We start from the raw sequence: 22,420 nt of genomic DNA, 5'->3' as shown, positions 1-22,420 counted from the left end.
GATTATCATAATGTAAAATTATAAATCTTTATTTTTCGATAAAAATATGTTATTATTCCTTCAATGGGGACGGGGGATTTCCAGAAATCCCCCGTCCCCATTGAAGGAGGTAGCCATGCTTGATCATCGTGTTTTGACATTTCTTACTGTTTGTGATGAATTAAATTTTACCCGTGCGGCGCAGAAGCTTCACATTTCCCAGCCCGCGGTGTCGCAGCACATTCAGTATATCGAGGACTATTACCAGGTCCAGGCTTTCCGCTTCCAAGGAAAACGGATCTTTCTTACGGAAGCAGGAATCCTGCTCCGGGATTCCCTGACTTCGCTCTACAACAACGAAATGTACTTAAAAGAACAACTTATGTCGATCACAGATCTTAAATATCGCGTCCACTTTGGTGCGACTCTGACCGTGGGAGAGTTCATGATCGCCGAGCCACTGTCCCATTTCCTGGCGGCCCACCCGGACTCGGATCTTTCCGTGACCGTGGCAAATACAGAGCTTCTCCTGCAAAAGCTGGATGCCGGCGAAATTGATTTTGCCATCCTGGAGGGGAACTATCCCCGCCATTTATACCGTCATGTCCCCTATGTCAACGAACGCTTCATTCCCATCTGCGGGGAACGGCATGTATTCAAAAAGACGCCCCGAAGTCTTCTGGATCTGACTTCGGAACGTCTTCTTGTCCGGGAATCCGGCTCCGGCACCCGCCGGATCCTGGAGGATGCCCTGGCCGAATATGACCTTGGTATTGAAAATTTTCGGCACATTACCACCATCGGTAATATGAACACCATTATAGATATGGTGCAAAACAGCTGTGGTATCACTTTTCTCTATGAGACTGCGGTCAAGGAGGACTTAAAAAGTGGTGCGATCCGCCGGATCCCTCTTCCCGGCTGGGATATCCGCCATGAAATCTCTATCGTGTGGAAAAAGGATCACTTATTTGAGGAGGCTCTCCTTGGGCTTATCCAAGAGCTTTTCCATGTGTGATCTTCATACATGCACAGAAAAAGTTCTTAAGTTTTCAAAGTTTGTTTACAATTTTTTCTTATTTTAAACACAGAATCATCACAAACTTTATCTATACTATAATTGTTCAAGAAATTGAACACAAAATCTTTTTCATAACTTTTTCCTCAGGACTGCACTCCTCCCAAGAGCAGTCCTATTTAAATGCTATTTTTCATGCTCCTGCTTCAACTGCTTTATTTCCTCTTGAAGACTCAGGATCAACGCTTCCTTCTCATCCAGTTTCCGTCTCTGCTCATCAATTTCTTCCTGCATCTCATCGATCATATACTGCACTGTATTGCGGTCCAGCTCCTGCAGTTCCTTTGAAAACATTTCCATCACCCTCTCCACATTCAGGCACAGGCCGTAAACCTCTGCATACAGCTTCCTAAACTCCGGGTAGGCTTCCACCAATTCTGCGATCTCCTCCGGGCTGTCTGTACTAAGAAATTCGAGCCATGCTTCCAACTTGTTTCTGATACCTTTATTGTGCACAATATCCCGAAATACGTCAAGCGGAATGTAAACGTATTCCTGAAGGAGCTCCATCTCTACGCCAGTATCCGATTTCTGCGAAAAATGATGGATATAATCTTTAGGAAAATCTTTAAATTCTCTGGGGCTTTTTTCATATAAAACTATTGTATAGACTTTCTTAATATCTCTGTAACTGAATGTCTTTCCTTTCTCTCCTTTTACTCGTTTGTACTGTCTCAAAAGCAGATCTGCCGAATAACAGGCACTTCTCTGCCCGGCGAAGAGATACCCGATCTTCTGCACCTCCACATTTGCAATACTGTGATCTTCCATCTCTATCACAATATCCATGATAACCAGAGAGCTTTCATCTGCAATCCGCACTGTATCATTAGGCAACACCTTTAAAATCTTCACTTTCTGCTCCAGTATCAAGGACAGAAACTCTTCCAGTCTTTCCGGAGCATTTTCCGGGTTTAAAATTTCCTTGAAAAATGCGTCATATAGAATCTTAATTCCCTTGTTCCCGGTGCAAAATTCCAAAAATTCCTCCTGCTGCTCTCTGTTCCACTGCTGGTAAATCTCCAGAAGTTTTTCTTTTTCGGAAATCTCCTGCCACACCTCCTCCCTTGTACGTATCATTGGAAAATACTTTTGCAGAATATTCGCCATTCCGTCTCCTCCTTTATTCTTTTTTCAATCGCTTTTTCATTTACGGGTATCGTGCTTCAGATCAGAAGCTTCCGAAAAAATGAACGCCTTTCGGCTAAATGAATTCTTCTCTTGCTTTATGTAGAGAAGAAGCTCCGACGCCAGAACAGCGCCGATATTGATACGCTAACTATAGCACATACAAAAACGGCAGGCAACTTCTTTTTCTCAGAAGAGACAAAAGGTACATTCCGGAATTGTAAGCAATCGCCAAGGCTTCGGCAAGCCCAGACTTTGGCTTGTCGCAAGCGTAAAAAAGTGTCTTCGACACTTCAACTCCCCTACCCCTCAATCTTGAGGGGATTAGGGGTTACTTTTTGCGTCTTTTTCCCTCATAATAGTCTTATGAATATCCTACAAAAAATTTTTACAGACCATTTTGAAGAAATGCTCTATATCCAACATCCCCGTGACTCTGTCATTGAAAATGTAGAAAAAATGATCCATTGCGGCGACCCCTCTTTTGGCGGCGCCATGTATGCCTGCCCTTCCTGCCGAAATTTCAAATTTGTCCCCTTCCGCTGTCATTCCCGCTTCTGTCCTTCCTGCGGCAACATGTATGCCATTGACAGGACTACCTCTATGTCTTTTAAGATCATCAATGTCCAGCATCGCCATTGCGTTTTCACTATCGCCAGGGAACTCCGTCCTTTGTTCTTATCTGACCGTTCTCTTTTAAACAGCCTTTTCTCTTCCGTTAACAGTGTTGTCTCTCGTATGTTCCATAAAGATAACAAATCCGAACTCTTTACTCCTGGGTTTATCTGTGTCCTTCATGCCTTTGGCAGGGACCTGAAATGGAATCCCCATATCCATTGTCTCGTTTCTGAAGGCGGGGTTGGGAATTCTCTTCGCTGGCGTCATAAAAAACACTTCAACTACAAACTCTTGCGTGACTCCTTTCAGACCGCCCTTTTGAACGAATTGCATTCCAAAATCGGCGATTCCTTTAAAAAGCTTAAGGCTTCTGTCTATGCCGACCACAAAAATGGGTTTTATGTCCGAGCCATGCCCAATAAATGTAATCCTTCCCAAGTGATCAAATACATTGGCCGTTACCTTGGCAGACCAGTTATCGCTACTTCACGTATTGACTCCTATGACGGCGAATTTGTTACGTTTCATTACAACCGCCATGAAGACGGGAAGCTGGTCACGGAAACCATCCCCGTTCTTGATTTCATGGCACGCCTCACCCAGCATATCCCGGAAAAACATTTCAAAATGATCCGTTATTATGGGATTTATGCCAGACATCGTAAATCTGACAGATATCTTCACAGGGCTATCTCAAGGGACAAGCATAAAATATTTCTTTCTTTTAACCGTTGGCGGGATTCCATCCTGCTTTCCTTCGGATATGACCCTTTAAAATGTCCTTCCTGCGGTACGCCCATGCTGTTTCTTGAATTATATTTCAACCACAAACCCGTTCCTTTGCACGAATTATATGAAAGGGCCATGCGAAAGCACCGGTGCCGATCCCCTGCCGCTTTTTCTTCTCTTCCATAGTCTCCTGCTGCATGGTACAATCAAGATATCTGATACAGAAACGGAGACGGTCAATATGAAACGAGTCACTGAGGCAGAACTTGCAAAGGAACTTCGGGAACAGTATATGAAAAATCCTCCAGAAGGCATGACCTCTGATGAAGTCCGCGACATGAGTGATGACGACCTTTTGGACATGGATTATTTCTTACACGAATTTGATGATCTGGATGATGACGATTTCGGTGAGGAAGGTTTTTACATCTTCTGACCCTGAACCGTCTAATTGCCATGCCCGCTTTTCAGCGGGTTTTCTTTTTCTCAAATTTCCTCAATCATGCATTTTCCTATAAAGCAAAAAAGGCATGCCACATTTCTGCAGCATGCCCAAATATGACGCTTGTCCTCCCTATATATCCCCATGTTTATTCCTGGACGCCTTTAGCCTTGCCATCGCCCGGGCAAGTGATGCCTGGGACAGATGATACTCCTGGATGCTCTGCTTCTGACGAAGGCGTTCTTCCGCTCTTTCTTTGGCCTCTTCCGCCCGCTTCACATCAATATCCTCCGGTCTTTCCGCTGTATTCACCAGCACCGACACACGGTTGTTCATGATCTCCGCAAACCCCATGGATACCGCGGCCGTCACCCACTCACCGTCAGGTGTTTTAAAATGAAGCTCTCCCGGATCCACCGCAATCACCATATTCTCATGGTGGGGCAGAACACCCTTCTGCCCATCCGGAGCCGGAACCGTCAGATACTGACATGGGCCCTCATAAAATATTTTATCACTGGATATGATCTTTAACGAAAATGTTTCCATAGCTTACCGCACTCCTTATACCTGCGCCTTAAGCATTTGCTTTTGCCTTCTCCTTCACATCTTCAATGGTTCCCACATTAAAGAATGCGCTCTCCGGATACTCATCCATCTCACCATCAATGATAGCCGCAAATCCACGGATCGTCTCCTCAAGCGGCACATATTTTCCGGGTGTGCCTGTAAATACCTCTGCCACTGAGAACGGCTGGGAAAGGAATCTTTGCACCTTTCTGGCACGGTTAACCGTCATTTTATCTTCATCTGACAGCTCTTCCATACCAAGGATCGCAATGATATCCTGCAGCTCTTTATATTTCTGCAGAATCTCCTGAACCTTTCTTGCCACCCGGTAATGTTCCTCTCCTACCACGTCTGCCTCCAGGATCCTGGATGTGGACTCCAGCGGATCCACCGCCGGATAAATACCCTGCTCCACGATCTTTCTGGAAAGAACCGTAGTAGCATCCAGGTGAGAGAAGGTAGTGGCCGGCGCCGGGTCCGTCAGGTCATCGGCCGGCACGTAAACTGCCTGCACTGAAGTAACCGAACCCTTCCGGGTAGATGCGATACGCTCCTGCAGCGCACCCATTTCATTCGCCAGCGTAGGCTGATATCCTACTGCGGAAGGCATACGTCCAAGCAGCGCTGACACCTCTGAGCCAGCCTGTACGAAACGGAAAATATTATCGATAAAGAGCAGCACATTCTGATGCTCTTCATCACGGAAATACTCTGCCATCGTAAGTCCGGTCTCCGCCACACGCATACGTGCTCCAGGCGGCTCGTTCATCTGTCCGAATACCAGGGCCGTTTTATTTAAGACTCCAGACTCACTCATCTCGGTCCAGAGGTCATTTCCCTCACGGGAACGCTCTCCTACACCTGTAAAGATAGAATATCCGCCATGCTCTGTCGCAATATTATGGATCAGCTCCTGGATCAATACGGTTTTTCCAACACCCGCACCTCCGAACAGACCAATCTTTCCTCCCTTAGCGTAGGGAGTCAGAAGATCAATAACCTTGATCCCCGTCTCCAGTACTTCTACCGCCGGGCTCTGCTCCTCGAAGCTTGGCGCTTTCCGGTGAATTACCCAGTGTTCACTGTCCTCCGGGATTTTTTCTTTGTCATCAATCGTCTCTCCCAGTACGTTAAAGAGACGGCCCAAAGTCTGTTCTCCTACCGGCACCTTGATTCCGGCGCCTGTTGCGGTTACTTCCATTCCCTTATAAAGCCCGTCACTGGACGCCAGCATGATACAACGGGCCACATTATTTCCAACATGCTGTGCAACCTCCATTACACAGCGCTTTCCGCCGTTGTCTACCTCCAGCGCATCCTTAATAAACGGAAGCTCTTCTTTGCTCTGAAACTCTACGTCCACGACAGGTCCCATAACCTGTATGATTTTTCCCTTTGTCATAACGTTCCTGCTCACTTCCTTTTCTGTGCATTCGCCCCGCCGATGACCTCGGTCAATTCCTGAGTAATATCAGCCTGGCGCACACGGTTATATGTTATTGTCAGTTCATCCAGCATATCCGATGCACTGTCTGTCGCATTCTGCATTGCCTGCATCCTGGCATTGTGCTCGCTGCAGTAAGATTCTACCAGGCACCCGTAAATAATCCCTACCGCATAGTTCGGTACGATATTGTCCATAACACTATGGGCTGATGGGTACAGAGTCATTCCCTCCTGATAGACTCCCGCCAGGGACGGCATATTTTTGGGGGCAAAGCTCACTCTGTGCAGGGGCAGGAGCTTTATCACCTCTGTATTTGCCTGCATAGCGTTTTCCATTTTTGTATAAATGATATAAACGTCATCCAGCTCGCCCTCTTCAAACAGAGACACCATTTCTTCCGCGATCACACGCGCCCGGTACAACGTCGGATTCTGCACGGTATACCGAAATGAAGTATCCAGCTCCAAATCCTTCTTCTTGGAAAAATACTGCCTTCCCAGCTCGCCCAGCACATACATCTTGTGGCTCCCGGGTTCTTTCAGCATCTCCTCCGCCTTTTTGATCACATTGTGATTATAGGCGCCCGCCAGACCCTTGTCCGCAGTAATAACAATATACCCGATCTTTCGCTCTTCCGCCGGGATTTTCTCCCTGATGTCAAAGAAATGGCTGTGCATATCCGGAACATGCCGGAGTATTCTGGAAATCTCTGCCTGCATTGCAAAAAAGAAGGGCTCCGTATCCGCAAGTTTTTTTCTGGCCTGCTTCATTTTCGAAGAGGAGATCAGATACATGGCATTCGTAATCTTTCTGGTCTCCTGGATACTGGCCATCCTTTCTTTCAGCTCTCTTGCATTTGCCATAGTTACACCTGCTTATCTGCTTTCCTTAAATTTCTTCACTGCATCAATGATCTGCTCTGTCAGCTCGTCATCCAGAACTTTCTTTTTCTCCAGAGCTTCTCCGGTCTGCGGATATTCCCGGTCAAAAAATGCCAGCATCTCTTTCTGGAACTCTTTGACTTTGGACGTTTCCACATCCATCATCAGCTTATGCGTTGCCGCACACAGCGTGATCACCTGCTCATGCATAGACAGGGGATGTCCCAGCGGCTGCTTCAGAAGTTCTGTCAGCACGCTTCCGTATTTCAACTGTTCCCTGGTCGCATCATCCAGGTCAGAACTAAACTGTGTAAACGATTCCATTTCTCTTGCCTGTGCAAGATCGATACGGATACTTCCGCTGGCCTTTTTCATGGCTTTTGTCTGCGCTGCCCCACCCACACGGGATACGGAAAGTCCTACGTTGACCGCCGGACGCATACCTGCATTGAACAGGCTGCTTTCCAGGAAGATCTGTCCGTCAGTAATAGAAATAACGTTGGTCGGAATATAAGCTGACACGTCTCCTGCCTGGGTCTCAATAATCGGCAGTGCCGTGATCGAACCGCCTCCCGCTTCTTCATTCAGACGGCTGCTGCGCTCCAGAAGTCTGGAATGCAGATAGAATACATCTCCCGGATAAGCCTCACGTCCCGGAGAACGTCCCAGCAGCAGCGAAATCGCGCGATACGCCACCGCATGTTTGGACAGATCGTCATAAATGATCAGGACATCCTTCCCCTGATACATAAAATACTCTGCCAGGGCTGTCGCCGAATAAGGAACAATATACTGCAGCGGCGCACACTCACTGGCCGTTGAGCAAAATACCGTCGTGTAATCCAGTGCGTCATTTTTACGAAGTGTATTTACCAGCTGTGCCACCGTAGATGCCTTCTGTCCGATTGCCACATAGATACAGATCACATCTTTTCCCTTCTGATTCAGAATCGTATCCAGCGCAATCGATGTCTTTCCCGTCTGCCTGTCTCCAATAATCAGCTCACGCTGTCCCCGTCCGATCGGGAACATGGAATCAATAGACAAAATACCAGTCTCCAGCGGTACACTGACAGATTTACGCTCTACGATGCCGGGAGCCTCCTGCTCTACCGGGCTGTAATCCTCCGCCTTAATTTCTCCCCGTCCGTCGATCGGAGAGCCCAGCGCATCCACGATCCTTCCGATATATCCTTCTCCTACCGGAATTCCCGCGCGCCTCTTTGTACGGGAAGCCTTCGTTCCCTGTGTGATTCCGCTGTCATCTCCGAACAGGATGCAGCTGATCTCATTTTGCTTAATATCCTGAACCATACCCTTCAGTCCGTTTTCCAGGGTAATGATCTCTCCATACATTGCATGGTCCAGACCATAGATTGTGGCGATACCGTCTCCGACAGAGACAACTGTTCCTACCTCCTGATTCCGGCTGACTTCGTCATAGTTACTTATTTCTTCTTTTATTATAGAGATAATCTCATCCGAACTGATTGCTCGCAATCCTCTCACCTCCAGGTTAATTTTTCTTCCAGCCGGTTCAGACGTCCCTGCACGCTATAGTCATATTCCTTGTCTCCTATAGACAAAATAAAACCGCCTAATAGAGAAGCATCTTCCTCCAGCACCCAGCTGACTTTTCCTGCATGCATCGTCTTTTTGATCCATGCTTCCATTTTTTCCTTCTGCTCCTCTAAAGGCAATGTCGTATAGCGTAAAACTGCCGTCACGATACCTTCTGCTGCCTGCTTTTTTTCTTCATAGCCCTGGAAGATTTCTTCCAGGATCCCGGCCTTTTCGTGGTCCACCAGCACCTTCAGAAAACTTCTCATTTCCTTCGGAAAGATCCGGTCAATGATCCCATGCTTCTGCTCCTTCGAAACCGCCGGATTAGAAAGCACCTCAGGAAGCTCCTCTGAAACTTCCCAAAGCCTCTTTGTCTCACCGATAGCCTCCTCCGGCACTTTCAACTGATACAGGACCTCTGCATAACGCAGTGCCGCCAGCGAACAGTAGCCGGCCCTATTCTTCTGTTCTGTCATGCGGATCACCTGCTTCTTTCAGAAATTGATCATAAGCTGTCCGGCCGCCCGCGCCGGGACCTTCATCCATCAGGACCTTTCTTGCAGCTTCCATTGCAAGAGATGCGACCTGTGATTTCATATCTCTTAATGCCTGTTCCCGTTCTATATCCACGGTCTCTCTGGCACTCTTCATCAGCCTGTCGGCCTCTGCCCCCGCATCCTGCAGGATACGGTCATACTCTGCCTTGGCTTCCTGCCGGGCGCGTTCGATCATCTGAGAGGATTCCTCCCCTGCTCCCTTTAATTTCTCCTCGTACTGGCTCTTGAGCTCCAGCGCCTGGTTCTGGCTGTCTTCCGCATTCTTCAGGCCGTCAGAGATCATCGCCTCCCGCTTTTCCATGATATTCATGATCGGGCGGAATAAAAATTTACGCAGAATCAAAAACAGGATGACCAGATTGATCATGGTAAGAACCAGATTAAAATCTATTCTCAGCACTTATTTTTACCTGCCTTTCTCCTTCGAACTGCTTTTTCGGATCCTCCTACTGCAGGAAGAAGATGATCAAAATGGCAATAATAAATCCATAGATCGCTGTTGCCTCTGCCAATGCACATCCAAGAATCAGGGTCTTGCTGATCTTTCCTTCTGCCTCCGGCTGTCTTGCGATAGCATCTGCTGCTTTCGCTGTGGCAATACCGATACCGACACCTGCTCCAATACCTGTCAAAACTGCTACTGCTGCTCCGATTGCAATAATTGTACCTGTCATAATTGTTTAATCTCCTTTTCTTTCTCTCTTTTGATTATTCCATTTCTTCATTCATAAATAATGCTGTCAGGAACACAAATACATATGCCTGTAATAAGCCGTCGAAAATGTCAAAATAAAAGCTTAACGGGATCGGCACCAGGAAAGGCACCACCGCTTTTACCAGTTCCATGACCACAAATCCGCCCAGCATATTTCCAAAAAGACGCATGCACAGCGACAACGGACGGATAACTATCTCCATCAACATAATCGGCGCGACCACCGGCACCGGCTTGGCAAAATGCACACACCAGTGCTTCAGTCCATTTTTGTGTATTCCGGAATATTCGATCAGGATCATACTCATGATCGCCAGCGCCGCCGTAACATTCAAGTCCTTGGTCGGCGGCTTAAAGCCCGCAAGCCCGATCAGGTTCGCCACTGCAAGATACAGGGCTACCGTCATCAGCCACGGAACATAGCGTCTGTTCGACTTCCCGATAATCCCTTCAAAGAAATCGCTTCCCCATGTGATTACCGATTCCAGTGCCAGCTGCACCTTCCCCGGATTCTCCACCTTCAGATTTCTCACAAAAACGATAGAAAGGACCGTCAGGACCGCCATAATGATCCATGTCACAACGACCGCTTCATCCACGGCAATCCCGCCAAAAATGGGAATTTCAAAGACTGTCTGGCAAGTCAGTTGTTCCAACAGCTCATTCGTTAATTCTTCCGTACTATCCCCTTCCTTCAATAAGTTTTTCTAAACATTACTGCTAATCGAAAGAAAAGTCAAGAACTCCAAAATATTTCTTAACAAAGAGGTTTTGTCATTTTATTTTCCGTATTTTTTATGCAATTTTAATATTTTTTCACTTAATTCCCCCGTCTCTTCTGTGAATAACGACGACATTCTGATTCCATATGGTAAATTCCCCTAATTTTCCAGGCTGTTTTCACAAGTATTTTCGCTATTTTTCGTCTATTTTCTCCAAAAACCACAAAAATATTTTCAAGGGGGACAGGGGGAAATGCGAAAGGGGACGTACACTTTTGCAAAAAGTGTACGTCCCCTTTCGCACATTACCGGCACCGCACCAGCCGTATGATCCAGAAGGCCATATCTCCGAAGACCAGCACCAGGAATACCGGGGTGAACCATCCTCCCAGCGGCCGGCAGAGGGTGATGTTTACGATCATATACGCAAAGTCCGCGGTTACGATCAGCTTGAGTGAAACCACCATGTATTTCAGTGTACGGTAAACCCTGGCCTGATTTGCGGCCGTCACCTTAACGCCCGTGTTCCAGATCTGAGGAAACCTTTCCACTGCGCTGATCACAAGATACATGATCCACCATAGCACTACCAGGAAAAGTATCTCTCCTTTTCCTCCCCAGCGGTCGATCTCTCCCGCCGCCCCGTAGTGCATCGGCACTTTATCCGGAAAGGAAGACCAGCCGATGATCAGATACAGCGACACTCCCACCATCAGCGCCAGACCAAGTCCCTGCATGATCTTATCCGCAAGATTGCTTCTTATTTTCACGACAGTCTCCATCTTTATGCCTCCTCTCTGCAGCGCCGGATGATCTGATTTGCTTTTTCATAAATATATTCCGGATCCTCCCCAACAAAGAACTCTCCGTTTTCATATAGAATACGCCCGTTTACCATGGTAAGCTTTACATTCTGCTTGCTCCCGCTGTACACCAGGTTTTTCGCAATGTTATTTAAGGGTTGCATATTTGGCTGATGCAGATCGATCATGATCAGATCCGCCAGCTTCCCTTCCGCAAGCGCATCACATTCGTTAAGTCCGCAGGCCTTCGCCCCGCCTGCCGTCGCCATGTAAAGCACCTGGCCCGCATCCACCACAGCCGCATCCTTCTCTCTTAGCTTTGCAAGTCCGGTGGTCAGGAACATTTCCCGAAACATATCCAGGCAGTTGTTGCTGGCCGGTCCGTCGGTCCCGATGCCAATATTGATCCCAAGCTCCATCATTCTCCGGATCGGTGCGATCCCGCTGGCAAGCTTGGTATTGGAGCCGGGGTTTGTCACCACCGACAGCCCTCTCTTCTGGAATATCCTCAGATCCTCTTCTGTCATGTGCACACAGTGAAAGCCTCCGCCGCCATACTCAAACATCCCAAGACTGTCCAGATATGCCGTAGGCGTCATCCCGGTCCGGGCAATACACTGCTCCACCTCCGTACGGGTCTCGGAATTATGGGTATATACCGGAGCCTGAAGCTTCCACGCCAGCTCTGCAATCTTCCGGAGCAGCGGCTCCGAAGTGGTATACTCTGCATGGAATCCCAAGCGGAAACTGATAAGCCCTCCCAGCTCCTTCTCCTCCCGATACTTCAGGTACCATTCCTCCAGCTCTTCCGCCGACTGGGTAAAATCATTGACCGCCCCGCACAGCACTGTCCGAAACCCGTAGTCTTCCGACGCCCTGGCAATCGTGTCCGGCGTCAGGTACATGTCAAAATTCGCCGTGATCCCTCCAGTCAGATATTCCAGGATCGCAAGCTTCGACAACAGATAAATATCTTCCCCGTCAAGCTTTGCCTCCATAGGAAACACCTGCTCCGTAAGCCATGACTGCAGCGGCAGGTCATCTGCATAGGAGCGAAGGAACGTCATGCCGGAATGGGTATGTGCATTTTTAAAACCCGGCATCAGCAGATTCCCGCATGCATCGATCTCCCTGTCCCAGCCTGCCTTTTCACCGGCACAGGCGCCGCTGACACCGCTGCCTACGTAAGCGATCCGGTTCCCGCATACATGAAGTTCTCCTTCCGTGATCTTCATCCGGTCCGCCTCGTCCGCCATAGTCAGGATCCTTGCGTTGTAAAACCGTATATTCAAGGCTACTCCCCCTTTGCCATATTGACGATTGATGCCGTTACCAGCTTTTCAAACAGCGGCGCTACCCGGTCCGCCGTCTCCTGTACCTCCTGATGAGAAAGCGGCTGGTCCGTAAGCCCGCAGGCCAGATTTGAAATGCAGGAGATCCCGCAGATCTTCATCCCCATATGGTTCGCCGCAATGCCTTCACAAGCCGTACTCATTCCTACCGCATCCGCCCCCAGAGCCCTGCACATCTTAACCTCTGCCGGCGTCTCAAAATTCGGGCCGGTCAGCTGGATATAAACACCTTCCTGAAGAGGGATCCCAAGATCTTTAGCCGTCTTTCGGATGATTTCCTGCAGATCCTTGTCATAAACCTCCGACATATCACAGAACCTTGGCCCCAGCTCCTCCAGATTCGCTCCGATCAGGGGCGAGGGTACAAAGCTTGCGATCTGATCCTTGATCAGCATAAAATCTCCTGCTGAAAACTCCGGATTCACGCCGCCCGCCGCATTGGTCAGGAACAGGATCCCGGCTCCCAGAAGCTTCATCAGGCGAATCGGCAGTACCACGTCCGTCATCGGGTATCCTTCATAATAATGAACCCGCCCCTGCATAGCCACCACCGGCACATCATCCACATATCCGAACAGAAACCGCCCCTTGTGCCCCGGCACTGTGGATACCGGAAAGCCTTCGATCTCATGGTAATCCAGCACCTGAGAGATCTTGATCTGCTCTCCGTAGTTTCCAAGCCCCGACCCCAGCACCAGCGCTACCCGGGGCTTAAAATCCACCTTTTCCCGCACTGATGCATAGCACCGCATGAGTTTTTCATACACCTGGTTCATACAATACCACCTCTTTCTTCCTTAAGCTCTCCTGCACATTGATCAGCCGCTGATTTGAGGATCCGCGGAACAGTAACGTGATGTCTTTTTTTGCCTCCACAAACCTTCCGTCCACCAGTACATCGATCATGGAAAGCATCTCGTCCGTCCACCGGCACCTGGCCCGGCTTTCTTCCAAAAGCTCCCGGTCAAACAGATACCCTGTATAACACCATACCGTTTTTTTCGGAAATCGTTCTTTAAATTTCCGCAGAAGCCCCACCAGCACCTCCTGGTTGGCCGGCTCAAAAGGCTCGCCGCCAAGGAGGCTTAAACCAGCGATATAGCCCGGCGCTAAAGCTTCCAGGATCTCCCGCTCTGTCTCTTCGGTATAAGGCTTCCCAAATCCAAAATCCCAGGTCTCCTGGTTAAAGCACCCCGGACAGTGATGGGTACACCCGGATACAAACAGGGAGACCCGGACCCCCTCCCCATTTGCAATATCATATTTTTTGATTTCCCCATAATTCATAAACCATTCTCCCAACTGACTGTTTTTATGACTGCCGCGGATCGCTCCGCATTTCCTGTCTTTAGTATAACAAAGGCGCCAAGTCTTTCAAAGACTTAAGCGCCTTACTTTTTACAAATACTGTTTTATAAATGCAGTACCCGGTCCTTGATCTCCTGGGTCCTTCCCTGGTTCCAGAACTGGGTTCCGATATAACCGCAGGTTCTTCTTGCCACAAACATCTTATCCTGATCGTGGTTGCCGCAGTTCGGGCACTCCCAGATCAGCTTGCCGGATTCGTCCTCCTTGATCAGGATCTCTCCGTCATATCCGCAGCACTCGCAATAATCACTCTTGGTATTCAGCTCCGCATACATGATGTGGTCGTAGATATACTGCATTACAGAAAGCACTGCCGGCAGATTGTTCTGCATGTTCGGAACCTCGATATAGCTGATAGCTCCGCCCGGCGACAGCTTCTGGAACTCCGCCTCAAAGGACAGCTTATGGAAAGCGTCAATCTCTTCCGCCACGTGTACATGATAGCTATTGGTAATATAATTCTTGTCTGTCACACCTTCAATGATGCCAAACCGTTTCTGCAGGCATTTTGCAAATTTATAAGTGGTGGACTCCATCGGAGTTCCGTATACGGAATAACTGATGTTCTCTGCCTCTTTCCACTCTTTGCATTTATCATTAAGCCGCTGCATAACCTGCATTGCAAACGGTCTCGCTTCCGGATCGGTGTGGGATTTGCCCAGCATCCGCACGCACATCTCGTAAAGCCCCGCATAGCCAAGAGAAATGGTGGAATAGCCATTGTAAAGAAGCCGGTCGATCTTCTCGCCCTTCTTCAGTCTTGCCAGCGCGCCATACTGCCACAGGATCGGCGCCACGTCTGAAATGGTTCCCAGAAGTCTTTCATGTCTGCAGCGCAGCGCCCGGTGGCACAGCTCCAGTCTCTCATCCAGGATCTTCCAGAAGCGCTCCATGTCTCCTTCCGCGGAGCACGCCACATCCACCAGATTGATGGTAACTACGCCCTGGTTAAATCTTCCATAGAACTTGTGGCTTCCGTCAGCATTTCTCTGAGAATCTTCTACCGTCAGGAAGGAACGGCATCCCATACACGGATATACCTCTCCCTGCTTCAGCTCTTTCATGATCTTTGCGGAAATATAATCCGGAACCATCCGCTTAGCGGTACATTTTGCCGCCAGCTCCGTCAGATGCCAGTACGGAGCATCCTCGGTAATATTATCCTCGTCCAGCACGTAGATCAGCTTCGGGAACGCCGGTGTGATCCACACGCCCTTTTCATTTTTGACACCCTGCATCCTCTGGATCATCACCTCTTCGATGATCATTGCCAGGTCGTCTCTGGTCTGCCCTTCCGGCACTTCGTCCAGGTACATGAACACCGTTACAAACGGCGCCTGTCCGTTACAGGTCATCAGCGTGATCAGCTGGTACTGGATCGTCTGGATACCGCTTTTGATCTCGTCTTTCAGGCGCTTCTCCGTCACCTTCCTGATGATCTCTTCATCCAGGGACTCTCCACACTCTTTTCTTTCAGCAATCACGTTTTTCTTGATCTTCTGACGGCTGATATCTACAAACGGCGCCAGATGCGCCAGTGTAAAGGACTGACCTCCGTACTGGTTGCTGGCTACCTGCGCCACGATCTGGGTGGTTACGTTGCAGGCTGTGAAGAAGCTGTGCGGCTTCTCAATCAGCGTTTCGCTGATCACAGTGCCATTCTGCAGCATATCCTCCAGGTTGATCAGATCACAGTTGTGTTCTTTCTGTGCAAAATAATCCGAATCATGGAAATGAATGATTCCCTTCTCATGCGCTTCCACGATCTCCTCCGGCAAAAGCACACGTCTGGACAGATCCTTGCTGACCTCTCCGGCCATGTAATCCCTCTGCGTAGAGTTGATCACCGGATTTTTATTGGAATTTTCCTGATTTACTTCTTCATTGATGTGCTCGATCAGCGCCAGGATCCCGTTGTCTGTGGTATTGGACTTTCTGGCCAGTTCTCTTTTATAACGATACCGCACATATTTCTGCGCCACCTCGTAGCCTCTCATCTCCATGATGCTGGTTTCCACCAGATCCTGGATGTCCTCCACATTCACCGCGTGTCTGGACTCCATCACCATTTCAGCAATCTTCTCGGCAATCGCCACGATCTGATATTCGTTCATCTGATGGATTCTGTCCACCTCTGCATTTGCTTTTGTGATCGCATTGACGATCTTGGAAATATCAAAGGAAACCTCTTCCCCATTTCTCTTGATTACTTTAGTCTTTACGTCTAAGTTCATGTATCCCCTTTTCCTTTCTACCAAATATTGCGATATATAAATTTCTCAAACACTAGATATTGTACAGGTATCATCATACACTAAAACACCAGAAAAGAAAAGGGGGTATTTTTTAATATTTTTTTAACAATAGGAAACGGTCTCTATTTCTTTTTACAAAGCCAGCTTGCCCGCAAAATCTGACATCACTTCAGAAATTTTGATCTGCTGCGGACAGACAGCTTCACAGCTTCTGCACCCAACGCAGGCGCCCGGACGCTTATCCTCCGGATATCCGCCCAGAACCATAGGTGCGATAAAACCGCCTCCGGTAAAGTTATGCTCATTATACAGTTTTAACAGCTCCGGAATATCCAGTTCCTGAGGGCAATGGCTTGTACAGTAGTGGCAGGCCGTGCAGGGCACCGTGTTTTTCTCCAGCATCCTGTCCGCAATATGAAGGATTGCTTCCATCTCCTTTTCATTTAACGGATGATCCTCTTCAAAGGTATGGATATTATCCTTTAACTGTTCCATGCTGGACATGCCAGACAGGATCACCTTAACCTCCGGCAGCGACTGCAAAAAGCGGAACGCCCACGCCGGAACACCTTCCTCCGGACGGAGTCCCTTTAATTCCTTCTCATATTCCTCGCCCACCACAGCAAGCTTTCCGCCCCGCAGCGGTTCCATGACCCACACCGGAATATCATATTCCTTCAAAAGCTCCACCTTTTCCTTTGCCTGCTGGAACTTCCAGTCCAGATAATTGATCTGAAGCTGACAGAATTCCATATCTTTTCCGTATTTTTCCAGAAAACGCTTCATGACTTCCATTCCGCCGTGGGCAGAAAATCCAAGATGACGGATCCGTCCGTTTTTCTTCTGCTCCATCAGATAATCATAAATGCCATGGCTCTCGTCCAGATAATCATCAATATTCATCTCACATACATTGTGGAACAGATAGAAATCAAAGTATTCTACCTGGCATTTCTCCAGCTGTTTCTCGAAAATCTCCTTCACCTTATCCATGTTTGAAAGGTCATACCCCGGGAACTTGCTGGCCAGATAAAATTTCTCTCTCGGGTGCTTTTTCAGCGCACGACCCACTACCAGCTCTGAATTGCCGTTGTGGTAGCCCCAGGCCGTATCATAATAATTAATGCCCTGTTCCATGGCATAATCGATCAGCTCCGCCGCCGCCTTTTCATCAATCTTTGCATCGTCTCCGTCGATGACCGGCAGACGCATGGTGCCCAGTCCAAGGGCTGAAAGCTTCATATCCTGAAAATCTCTGTAAATCATAATGTCTCCTCCTTCCAATGATTCTATTATAATAATTTTTGCCGGCGTTGTCGAATACTTGTGAAGTATCATGAACGATTCTTTTTAACTATCATCATAGAAAAACGCCGCAGCCTTCCGGCCACGGCGTCCGCCAATATCATTTTAACCTTTCTCGATCAGCATCCACACAAGGGTTGCATTTTCCCCGGAATCATTCATGCTTTTATGCATCTCGCCGGCGGGGATAAAGGAAGCATCCCCCGCCGCCATTTCATGAACCTTCCCATTGCTCTCGCACTTGACTCTTCCGGATATAATGTAAGAATATTCATCCCCGGTATGGGAGGCAGGAGGCACTACTGTTCCCGGCGGGAACACTGCATACCCCATAGACACTTTGCCGTCCGTCTGGCATGCCTCTCCGAAAAAATCCGTCATCTCTACATGATCCGCCCGTACATGTACCGGCACTTCTTCTTTCTTTCTGACGATCATACATCCATCACCTGCCTTCGCTCTTCGGTAAAGCCTCTGACCTCAAATGTTTCCGGATCCACAATTACACCATAATCCTTTTCAGCCTGTTCTAAAGAAATGTATTCGTTCTTTACGTCCCAGGCTACGCGCTCCGGCGCTCTTTTCAGAGGATTTCCATATCCTCCGCCGGTACAGGTCACCATACGCACCACGTCGCCCCTGTTCATGACACGTCTGGCCGTGATCCCCATCGGGCCTTCTACCGTGCCATCTGCATCATGGAATTCAAAATAGTTGTAGGAGCCGTCTTTTCCTCCGGCCGCTCCCCAGGCAGGAAACTTATTCCGTCCAAAGGATGCCGTAAAAAGCTGCCCGTCCGTCATGGCCCGGTAGGAACGCACCGCGCCGCTTCCTCCCCGGTATTCCCCGGCACCGGCGCCGTCCGTATGCAGACTATACTCATCCACCATGATCCCATACCGGTTTTCCGCCATCTCCACCGGAACATTATAGGTCTCTCCATCACCAACACAGAACTGTCCTACTTCGCCGTCTTTTCCAGCGCTTGCTCCCCAGCCTCCGCCGGTAGGCTCCACGATCAGGAAGGGTTCGCCGCTTCCCTGCTTTGTTCCCGCAAGGACTACCGAGCACACCGACAGCATATGTCCGGCTCCCAGCATCTCCGGAAATACCGGGGCCAGAGCCCGCCATACCACATCCGAAGAATAGATCATACTCTCAAAATAGCAGGATGTGGGTGCCGGCGCATGGCATCTGAGTACAGAGCCATCCTCCGCAAAGATACGCATAGGCTCAAACACACCATCGTTTACTGCCAGCTCCGGTCCTAAGATTGACATATAGATTACTTTTACACCAGCACACAGGGAACTGTATCCCGTGTTGATCGGACTTGCCACCTGAGGGCTGCTCCCTGTAAAGTCAGCGATAAATTCATCTTCCGTAATGGTAAGCTTCACTTTTAGCTTCACCAGATTTCCGTAGCCGTCATCGTCCATATACTCTTCCATCTCCCAGGTTCCCCTTGGCAGCTCCGCAATCCTCTTGCGGGCAATCTTTTCTCCCTGGGCCAGAAGACGCTTCATCGATTCCTTTACCACATCTACCGTGTATTTGTCACACAGCTCCCCAATCCTTCGGTAGCCGGTTCTAAGGGATGCGATCTGTCCCCACATGTCACCCTCGGAGGTCTCCGGGAACCGGACATTGCTTTTGATCATCTCCAGTAGCGGCTGGCAGATTTCTCCACGGTCCAGAAGCCTGACTCCCGAGAACCTTAATCCCTCCTGGAATGCGTCCGAGGAGTCTGTTGTGAAGGATCCTGCCGCCATGCCTCCCACGTCTGACCAATGGGCTTTATTCCCGATAAACGCAATCAGCTCATCCTGATAAAATACCGGCATGACCATCCCGATATCTGACAGATGCGTACCGCCTCCCATGTAAGGATCATTGATCAGGTACACATCCCCGGGATGCAGGTTTTCTTTTCCGTATTTCTGAATAATTTCCTGGATCATCGGCGCAATCAGCCCGATAAATCCACAGGCACCGTTTCCCTGTGTCAGCAGCTTGCCATTTACATCCGCGATTCCACTGGCATAGTCCAGCGTTTCATAGATGATGGGGCTCATAGACGTCCGGGCAAACGCATAAAACACCTCATTGCTGACAGCGATCAGGGAATCCTTTACAATGTCCAGTGTTACCGGACTTACTTTTACTTCTGCCATCACTCCTGCACCTCCGTTTCAATGATCAGATTTCCGTAATCGTCCACCGTGATGCGCTGTCCCTTTGCCGCCACCGCAGATGCAGCCGCTTCTTCTACGATCACAGGGCCGTCAAGTACCGCTCCTCTTCCCAGTTTCTCTCTTAAATAAACCGGGGTATCCATCCAGCCGTCCTCTGCAAAATAAACTTTCCGGATTTCTTTTTTCGCATTTTCTACAGGGCCCTCCTGCGGCGGAATCTTCGCCAGTTCCGGCTTTGTCAGACGGCCGTACGCCACCAGATGCAGGTTTACGATCTCTGTCGGAGTATCTGTAAGGCGGAATGTATAAAAATGCTCATGGGTGTCATGAAATCTCTGGATGATCTCTTCCTTCGTCTCCTCACTCCACGGAATCGGCGGTACATTCACCTTCACAGTGTGTTCCTGGCCCATATACCGCATATCCGCAATGTAATTGCAGACAATATTTTCTTTCGGGATGTCTTCTTTTTCAAACTGCTCCTGTGCCTGGGAAAGAAGGCCCTCCCACATATCATTCAGTTCCTCTGCACTGACTTCATTCATCCTGCGAATGTTTGTCTGGATATAGTCATGCCGCACATCCGTCATCAACATTCCCCATGCAGAGAATACCGGAGCCGCGATCGGAACGATAACCTTGCGTATATTCAGTTCCTTTGCAAGATATGCACAGTGCATGGGTCCGCCGCCGCCAAAGGCTACCATAGTAAAGTCTCTTGGGTCGTAGCCTCTTCTTACAGAGATCAGCTTCAGCGCATTATACATATTGGCCTCCGCCACCCTGAGGATACTCATGGCTGCCTCGTCTGTATCCATTCCAAAGGCATCTCCTACTTTTTCCTGAATGGCCGCACGAACCGCATCCATATCAACCTGATTATCAAAATTTTCCGCTGACAGTCGTCCCGTCACCAGACATGCGTCTGTGGTGGTCGGCTCTGTTCCGCCGATACCGTAAGCCACGGGCCCCGGAACCGCTCCTGCCGACTGCGGCCCTACCTTCAGAGAGCCGGCCTCATCGATCCAGGCGATGGAACCACCGCCGTTTCCGATCTCCACAATGTCCACTACAGGGGCCATGATCGGATATCCGGCGTAGCTTTCCGTCCGTTCGATCCGATATTCTGTCGTCACCTTTACTTCCCCGCTGTCGATAAGGGAACACTTCGCCGTGGTCCCGCCCACGTCAAATGCGATGATATTACGCTCCCCGATCATCTTTCCCAGGATCGCGGAGCCATACACGCCCGCTACCGGGCCGGACTCCACCATATTGATCGGCGTCTGCTTTGCCTGTTCAAAGGTAGTCGTCCCTCCGTTGGACTGCATAATGTATTCCTTGGCGTGACATCCGGCTTCCTTAAGCCTCCGGTCCAGATTATCTATGTAGGAGGACGCTACCGGCGTGACATAAGAATTCAGAGCAATCGTAGACGTCCGTTCATATTCTCTCCACTCTTTCGTCACTTCTATGGATGATGTGACAAAGACCTCCGGCCAGAGCTTTCGGATCAATTCCACCGTACGCTTCTCATGCTCGTCATTTGCATAAGAGTTTATATAGCAAACAGCAATAGCCTCTACCTTCTCTTTCTTAAAATACTCTACTGCCGTCCTGATATCGTCCTCGTTCAGAGGTGTTACGATCTTCCCGTCAAAGCTGACCCGCTCTTCAACCTCCTTCCTGAGGTAGCGGGGTATAAACGGTCTTGGCTTTGCAAATACCATGTTAAAGAGATCCGGCCGGTTGCATCTGGCGATCTCCAGCACATCCCGGAATCCCTTTGTGGTGATCAGTGCCGTCTTTGCTCCTTTCCGCTCTGTCAGCGCATTGATGATCGTCGTCGTCCCGTGGATAAAGTCTTTGATCTCCTGCGGACATACACCGCTCTTTTGAATGACCTTGATCACGCCTTCTTCAAAGTTCGGCGGCGTCGTATGACTCTTTGTCAAAATCGTCTTCCCCTGGTCGTCCACTGCCACCAGGTCAGTAAATGTTCCGCCAATGTCTGTCGCAACTCGCAATATGATCCCACCTTTCCTTCTTTCAGTTCTCCGCCTATACAGCAATCACGTACTAAAATATAGTCGGTGTTACTATACATAAAAAAACCAGTTCCCGGTTTTCTATGTTCACAATACTATGCAGCAGCGTAGAAGGATAATGAATAGATTCTCCTTCGGTAACCACATACTCCTTTCCATCAACGGTAAATTTTGCCGTTCCCTCCAATATATAGATAAACTCCTCGCCTTCATGGGTACAGGGTTCAAAATCACTCCTCAAAGGCTCCATGCGGAGCAGGAGGCTTTCCAGCTTTCGCCCTTCAAACCTGCCGCTCAGGCGCTCGTAGCCCGCATACTTTTTCTCCAGCCCCATGATTCCTGTTCCATCGCTCTCCCGATGTACAAAACGACCGTCAGGTTCCGGTCCATCATCAAAAAGCTCCCTCATCGTAATATTTAACGCCTCAGCGATCTTCTTCAGAGATACCAGCGTAATTGATGAAACGCCCCTCTCAAACTGAGACAAGAAGCTGACCGACAGATCTGTCCTCTCACTTAACTCCTTTAATGTAATATTATTTGCTCTGCGTATTTTTCGTATTCTATTGCTGACTGACTCCATTTATCTCCCTCTTATTCTTGTGTTTTTATATTTATATGACTAATTTTTTCATTCATTATAAAATAATTACAGTGATACTGTA

22 protein-coding genes are annotated in these 22,420 nt (G+C 48.8%); 3 read left to right on the top strand and 19 right to left on the bottom strand.

Annotation, left to right across the window (positions count from 1 at the left end; all coding sequences use genetic code 11):
- Window positions 1-115: 115 nt before the first annotated feature.
- Window positions 116-997 (top strand): LysR family transcriptional regulator, encoded by an 882-nt coding sequence (locus BKD12_RS07175; RefSeq protein ID WP_070088630.1) that lies wholly within the window; start codon window positions 116-118, stop codon window positions 995-997.
- A gap of 186 nt (window positions 998-1,183) precedes the next feature.
- Here the strand turns inward: BKD12_RS07175 and BKD12_RS07170 are convergent, their stop codons facing one another.
- Window positions 1,184-2,167 carry a PD-(D/E)XK nuclease family transposase gene (locus BKD12_RS07170; protein WP_070088629.1) on the bottom strand — a complete coding sequence of 328 codons (984 nt, stop codon included), beginning with the start codon at window positions 2,165-2,167 and terminating at the stop codon, window positions 1,184-1,186.
- Between the two features lie 384 nt (window positions 2,168-2,551).
- On the opposite strand from BKD12_RS07170, the gene BKD12_RS07165 reads away from it, so the two are divergent.
- The gene (locus BKD12_RS07165) at window positions 2,552-3,718 is read left to right on the top strand and encodes an IS91 family transposase (RefSeq protein ID WP_070088628.1); all 1,167 of its coding nucleotides are present in this window, start codon (window positions 2,552-2,554) and stop codon (window positions 3,716-3,718) included.
- 55 nt (window positions 3,719-3,773) lie between these two features.
- On the top strand, window positions 3,774-3,968 hold the full coding sequence (locus BKD12_RS07160) for a hypothetical protein (protein ID WP_070088627.1): 195 nt from the start codon (window positions 3,774-3,776) through the stop codon (window positions 3,966-3,968).
- A gap of 138 nt (window positions 3,969-4,106) precedes the next feature.
- Here the strand turns inward: BKD12_RS07160 and atpC are convergent, their stop codons facing one another.
- From atpC to BKD12_RS07070, 18 genes are all read right to left on the bottom strand, one after another.
- The gene (atpC, locus tag BKD12_RS07155) at window positions 4,107-4,523 is read right to left on the bottom strand and encodes an ATP synthase F1 subunit epsilon (RefSeq protein WP_070088626.1); all 417 of its coding nucleotides are present in this window, start codon (window positions 4,521-4,523) and stop codon (window positions 4,107-4,109) included.
- A 28-nt stretch (window positions 4,524-4,551) separates the two neighbouring features.
- Entirely contained in the window at window positions 4,552-5,946 is a 1,395-nt protein-coding gene (gene atpD / locus BKD12_RS07150) for a F0F1 ATP synthase subunit beta (RefSeq protein WP_070088625.1), read from the bottom strand.
- Between the two features lie 11 nt (window positions 5,947-5,957).
- A complete protein-coding gene (gene atpG, locus BKD12_RS07145) occupies window positions 5,958-6,854 on the bottom strand; it encodes an ATP synthase F1 subunit gamma (RefSeq protein ID WP_070088624.1) in 897 nt (298 codons plus the stop codon).
- 12 nt (window positions 6,855-6,866) lie between these two features.
- Window positions 6,867-8,372 (bottom strand): F0F1 ATP synthase subunit alpha, encoded by a 1,506-nt coding sequence (atpA, locus tag BKD12_RS07140; protein WP_070088623.1) that lies wholly within the window; start codon window positions 8,370-8,372, stop codon window positions 6,867-6,869.
- Window positions 8,373-8,377: 5 nt separating this feature from the next.
- Entirely contained in the window at window positions 8,378-8,911 is a 534-nt protein-coding gene (gene atpH, locus BKD12_RS07135; RefSeq protein WP_070088622.1) for an ATP synthase F1 subunit delta, read from the bottom strand.
- Complete coding sequence (gene atpF, locus BKD12_RS07130) at window positions 8,892-9,392, bottom strand: F0F1 ATP synthase subunit B (protein WP_070088621.1); 501 nt, start codon at window positions 9,390-9,392, stop codon at window positions 8,892-8,894. The genes atpH and atpF overlap by 20 nt, the downstream gene beginning before the upstream one ends.
- A 46-nt stretch (window positions 9,393-9,438) precedes the next feature.
- On the bottom strand, window positions 9,439-9,666 hold the full coding sequence (gene atpE / locus BKD12_RS07125) for an ATP synthase F0 subunit C (RefSeq protein ID WP_070088620.1): 228 nt from the start codon (window positions 9,664-9,666) through the stop codon (window positions 9,439-9,441).
- Between the two features lie 34 nt (window positions 9,667-9,700).
- Window positions 9,701-10,363, bottom strand: a complete 663-nt coding sequence (locus tag BKD12_RS07120; RefSeq protein WP_070088665.1) for a F0F1 ATP synthase subunit A — start codon at window positions 10,361-10,363, stop codon at window positions 9,701-9,703.
- A gap of 371 nt (window positions 10,364-10,734) precedes the next feature.
- Window positions 10,735-11,211, bottom strand: coding sequence for a DUF1648 domain-containing protein (locus BKD12_RS07115; protein WP_083262881.1), 477 nt, complete (start codon window positions 11,209-11,211; stop codon window positions 10,735-10,737).
- 2 nt (window positions 11,212-11,213) lie between these two features.
- Complete coding sequence (locus tag BKD12_RS07110) at window positions 11,214-12,524, bottom strand: amidohydrolase (RefSeq protein ID WP_176730933.1); 1,311 nt, start codon at window positions 12,522-12,524, stop codon at window positions 11,214-11,216.
- Between the two features lie 2 nt (window positions 12,525-12,526).
- Complete coding sequence (locus BKD12_RS07105; protein WP_070088619.1) at window positions 12,527-13,360, bottom strand: purine-nucleoside phosphorylase; 834 nt, start codon at window positions 13,358-13,360, stop codon at window positions 12,527-12,529.
- Window positions 13,344-13,871, bottom strand: a complete 528-nt coding sequence (gene nrdG / locus BKD12_RS07100; protein ID WP_070088618.1) for an anaerobic ribonucleoside-triphosphate reductase activating protein — start codon at window positions 13,869-13,871, stop codon at window positions 13,344-13,346. Before nrdG ends, BKD12_RS07105 begins: the two co-directional genes overlap by 17 nt.
- Window positions 13,872-13,996: 125 nt before the next feature.
- Window positions 13,997-16,186, bottom strand: coding sequence for an anaerobic ribonucleoside-triphosphate reductase (nrdD, locus tag BKD12_RS07095; protein ID WP_070088617.1), 2,190 nt, complete (start codon window positions 16,184-16,186; stop codon window positions 13,997-13,999).
- Window positions 16,187-16,339: 153 nt separating this feature from the next.
- On the bottom strand, window positions 16,340-17,473 hold the full coding sequence (locus BKD12_RS07090) for an aldo/keto reductase (protein ID WP_070088616.1): 1,134 nt from the start codon (window positions 17,471-17,473) through the stop codon (window positions 16,340-16,342).
- 144 nt (window positions 17,474-17,617) lie between these two features.
- Window positions 17,618-17,950 (bottom strand): cupin domain-containing protein, encoded by a 333-nt coding sequence (locus tag BKD12_RS07085; RefSeq protein ID WP_070088615.1) that lies wholly within the window; start codon window positions 17,948-17,950, stop codon window positions 17,618-17,620.
- Entirely contained in the window at window positions 17,947-19,686 is a 1,740-nt protein-coding gene (locus tag BKD12_RS07080) for a hydantoinase B/oxoprolinase family protein (RefSeq protein WP_070088614.1), read from the bottom strand. The genes BKD12_RS07085 and BKD12_RS07080 overlap by 4 nt, the downstream gene beginning before the upstream one ends.
- Window positions 19,686-21,734 carry a hydantoinase/oxoprolinase family protein gene (locus BKD12_RS07075; protein WP_070088613.1) on the bottom strand — a complete coding sequence of 683 codons (2,049 nt, stop codon included), beginning with the start codon at window positions 21,732-21,734 and terminating at the stop codon, window positions 19,686-19,688. The genes BKD12_RS07080 and BKD12_RS07075 overlap by 1 nt, the downstream gene beginning before the upstream one ends.
- Before the next feature lie 52 nt (window positions 21,735-21,786).
- Complete coding sequence (locus tag BKD12_RS07070) at window positions 21,787-22,338, bottom strand: helix-turn-helix domain-containing protein (protein WP_070088612.1); 552 nt, start codon at window positions 22,336-22,338, stop codon at window positions 21,787-21,789.
- Window positions 22,339-22,420: the final 82 nt, after the last annotated feature.

It is taken from the genome of Merdimonas faecis, assembly GCF_001754075.1.
In the GTDB taxonomy this organism is placed as follows: Bacteria; Bacillota; Clostridia; order Lachnospirales; family Lachnospiraceae; genus Merdimonas; species Merdimonas faecis.
The sequence above is the reverse complement of the archived record's forward strand: the minus strand, read 5'-3'. Positions and strand labels throughout refer to the sequence as shown.

Excerpts from the sequence above, each read along its gene's own strand:
- atpC (WP_070088626.1), bottom strand. The coding sequence starts at position 4,523 with ATGGAAACATTTTCGTTAAAGATCATATCCAGTGATAAAATATTTTAT.
- BKD12_RS07090 (WP_070088616.1), bottom strand. The coding sequence starts at position 17,473 with ATGATTTACAGAGATTTTCAGGATATGAAGCTTTCAGCCCTTGGACTG.
- atpH (WP_070088622.1), bottom strand. The coding sequence starts at position 8,911 with ATGACAGAACAGAAGAATAGGGCCGGCTACTGTTCGCTGGCGGCACTG.
- atpD (WP_070088625.1), bottom strand. The coding sequence starts at position 5,946 with ATGACAAAGGGAAAAATCATACAGGTTATGGGACCTGTCGTGGACGTA.
- atpE (WP_070088620.1), bottom strand. The coding sequence starts at position 9,666 with ATGACAGGTACAATTATTGCAATCGGAGCAGCAGTAGCAGTTTTGACA.
- nrdG (WP_070088618.1), bottom strand. The coding sequence starts at position 13,871 with ATGAATTATGGGGAAATCAAAAAATATGATATTGCAAATGGGGAGGGG.
- BKD12_RS07085 (WP_070088615.1), bottom strand. The coding sequence starts at position 17,950 with ATGATCGTCAGAAAGAAAGAAGAAGTGCCGGTACATGTACGGGCGGAT.
- BKD12_RS07115 (WP_083262881.1), bottom strand. The coding sequence starts at position 11,211 with ATGGAGACTGTCGTGAAAATAAGAAGCAATCTTGCGGATAAGATCATG.
- BKD12_RS07175 (WP_070088630.1), top strand. The coding sequence starts at position 116 with ATGCTTGATCATCGTGTTTTGACATTTCTTACTGTTTGTGATGAATTA.
- BKD12_RS07105 (WP_070088619.1), bottom strand. The coding sequence starts at position 13,360 with ATGAACCAGGTGTATGAAAAACTCATGCGGTGCTATGCATCAGTGCGG.
- BKD12_RS07160 (WP_070088627.1), top strand. The coding sequence starts at position 3,774 with ATGAAACGAGTCACTGAGGCAGAACTTGCAAAGGAACTTCGGGAACAG.
- nrdD (WP_070088617.1), bottom strand. The coding sequence starts at position 16,186 with ATGAACTTAGACGTAAAGACTAAAGTAATCAAGAGAAATGGGGAAGAG.
- BKD12_RS07080 (WP_070088614.1), bottom strand. The coding sequence starts at position 19,686 with ATGGCAGAAGTAAAAGTAAGTCCGGTAACACTGGACATTGTAAAGGAT.
- atpG (WP_070088624.1), bottom strand. The coding sequence starts at position 6,854 with ATGGCAAATGCAAGAGAGCTGAAAGAAAGGATGGCCAGTATCCAGGAG.
- BKD12_RS07170 (WP_070088629.1), bottom strand. The coding sequence starts at position 2,167 with ATGGCGAATATTCTGCAAAAGTATTTTCCAATGATACGTACAAGGGAG.
- BKD12_RS07165 (WP_070088628.1), top strand. The coding sequence starts at position 2,552 with ATGAATATCCTACAAAAAATTTTTACAGACCATTTTGAAGAAATGCTC.
- BKD12_RS07070 (WP_070088612.1), bottom strand. The coding sequence starts at position 22,338 with ATGGAGTCAGTCAGCAATAGAATACGAAAAATACGCAGAGCAAATAAT.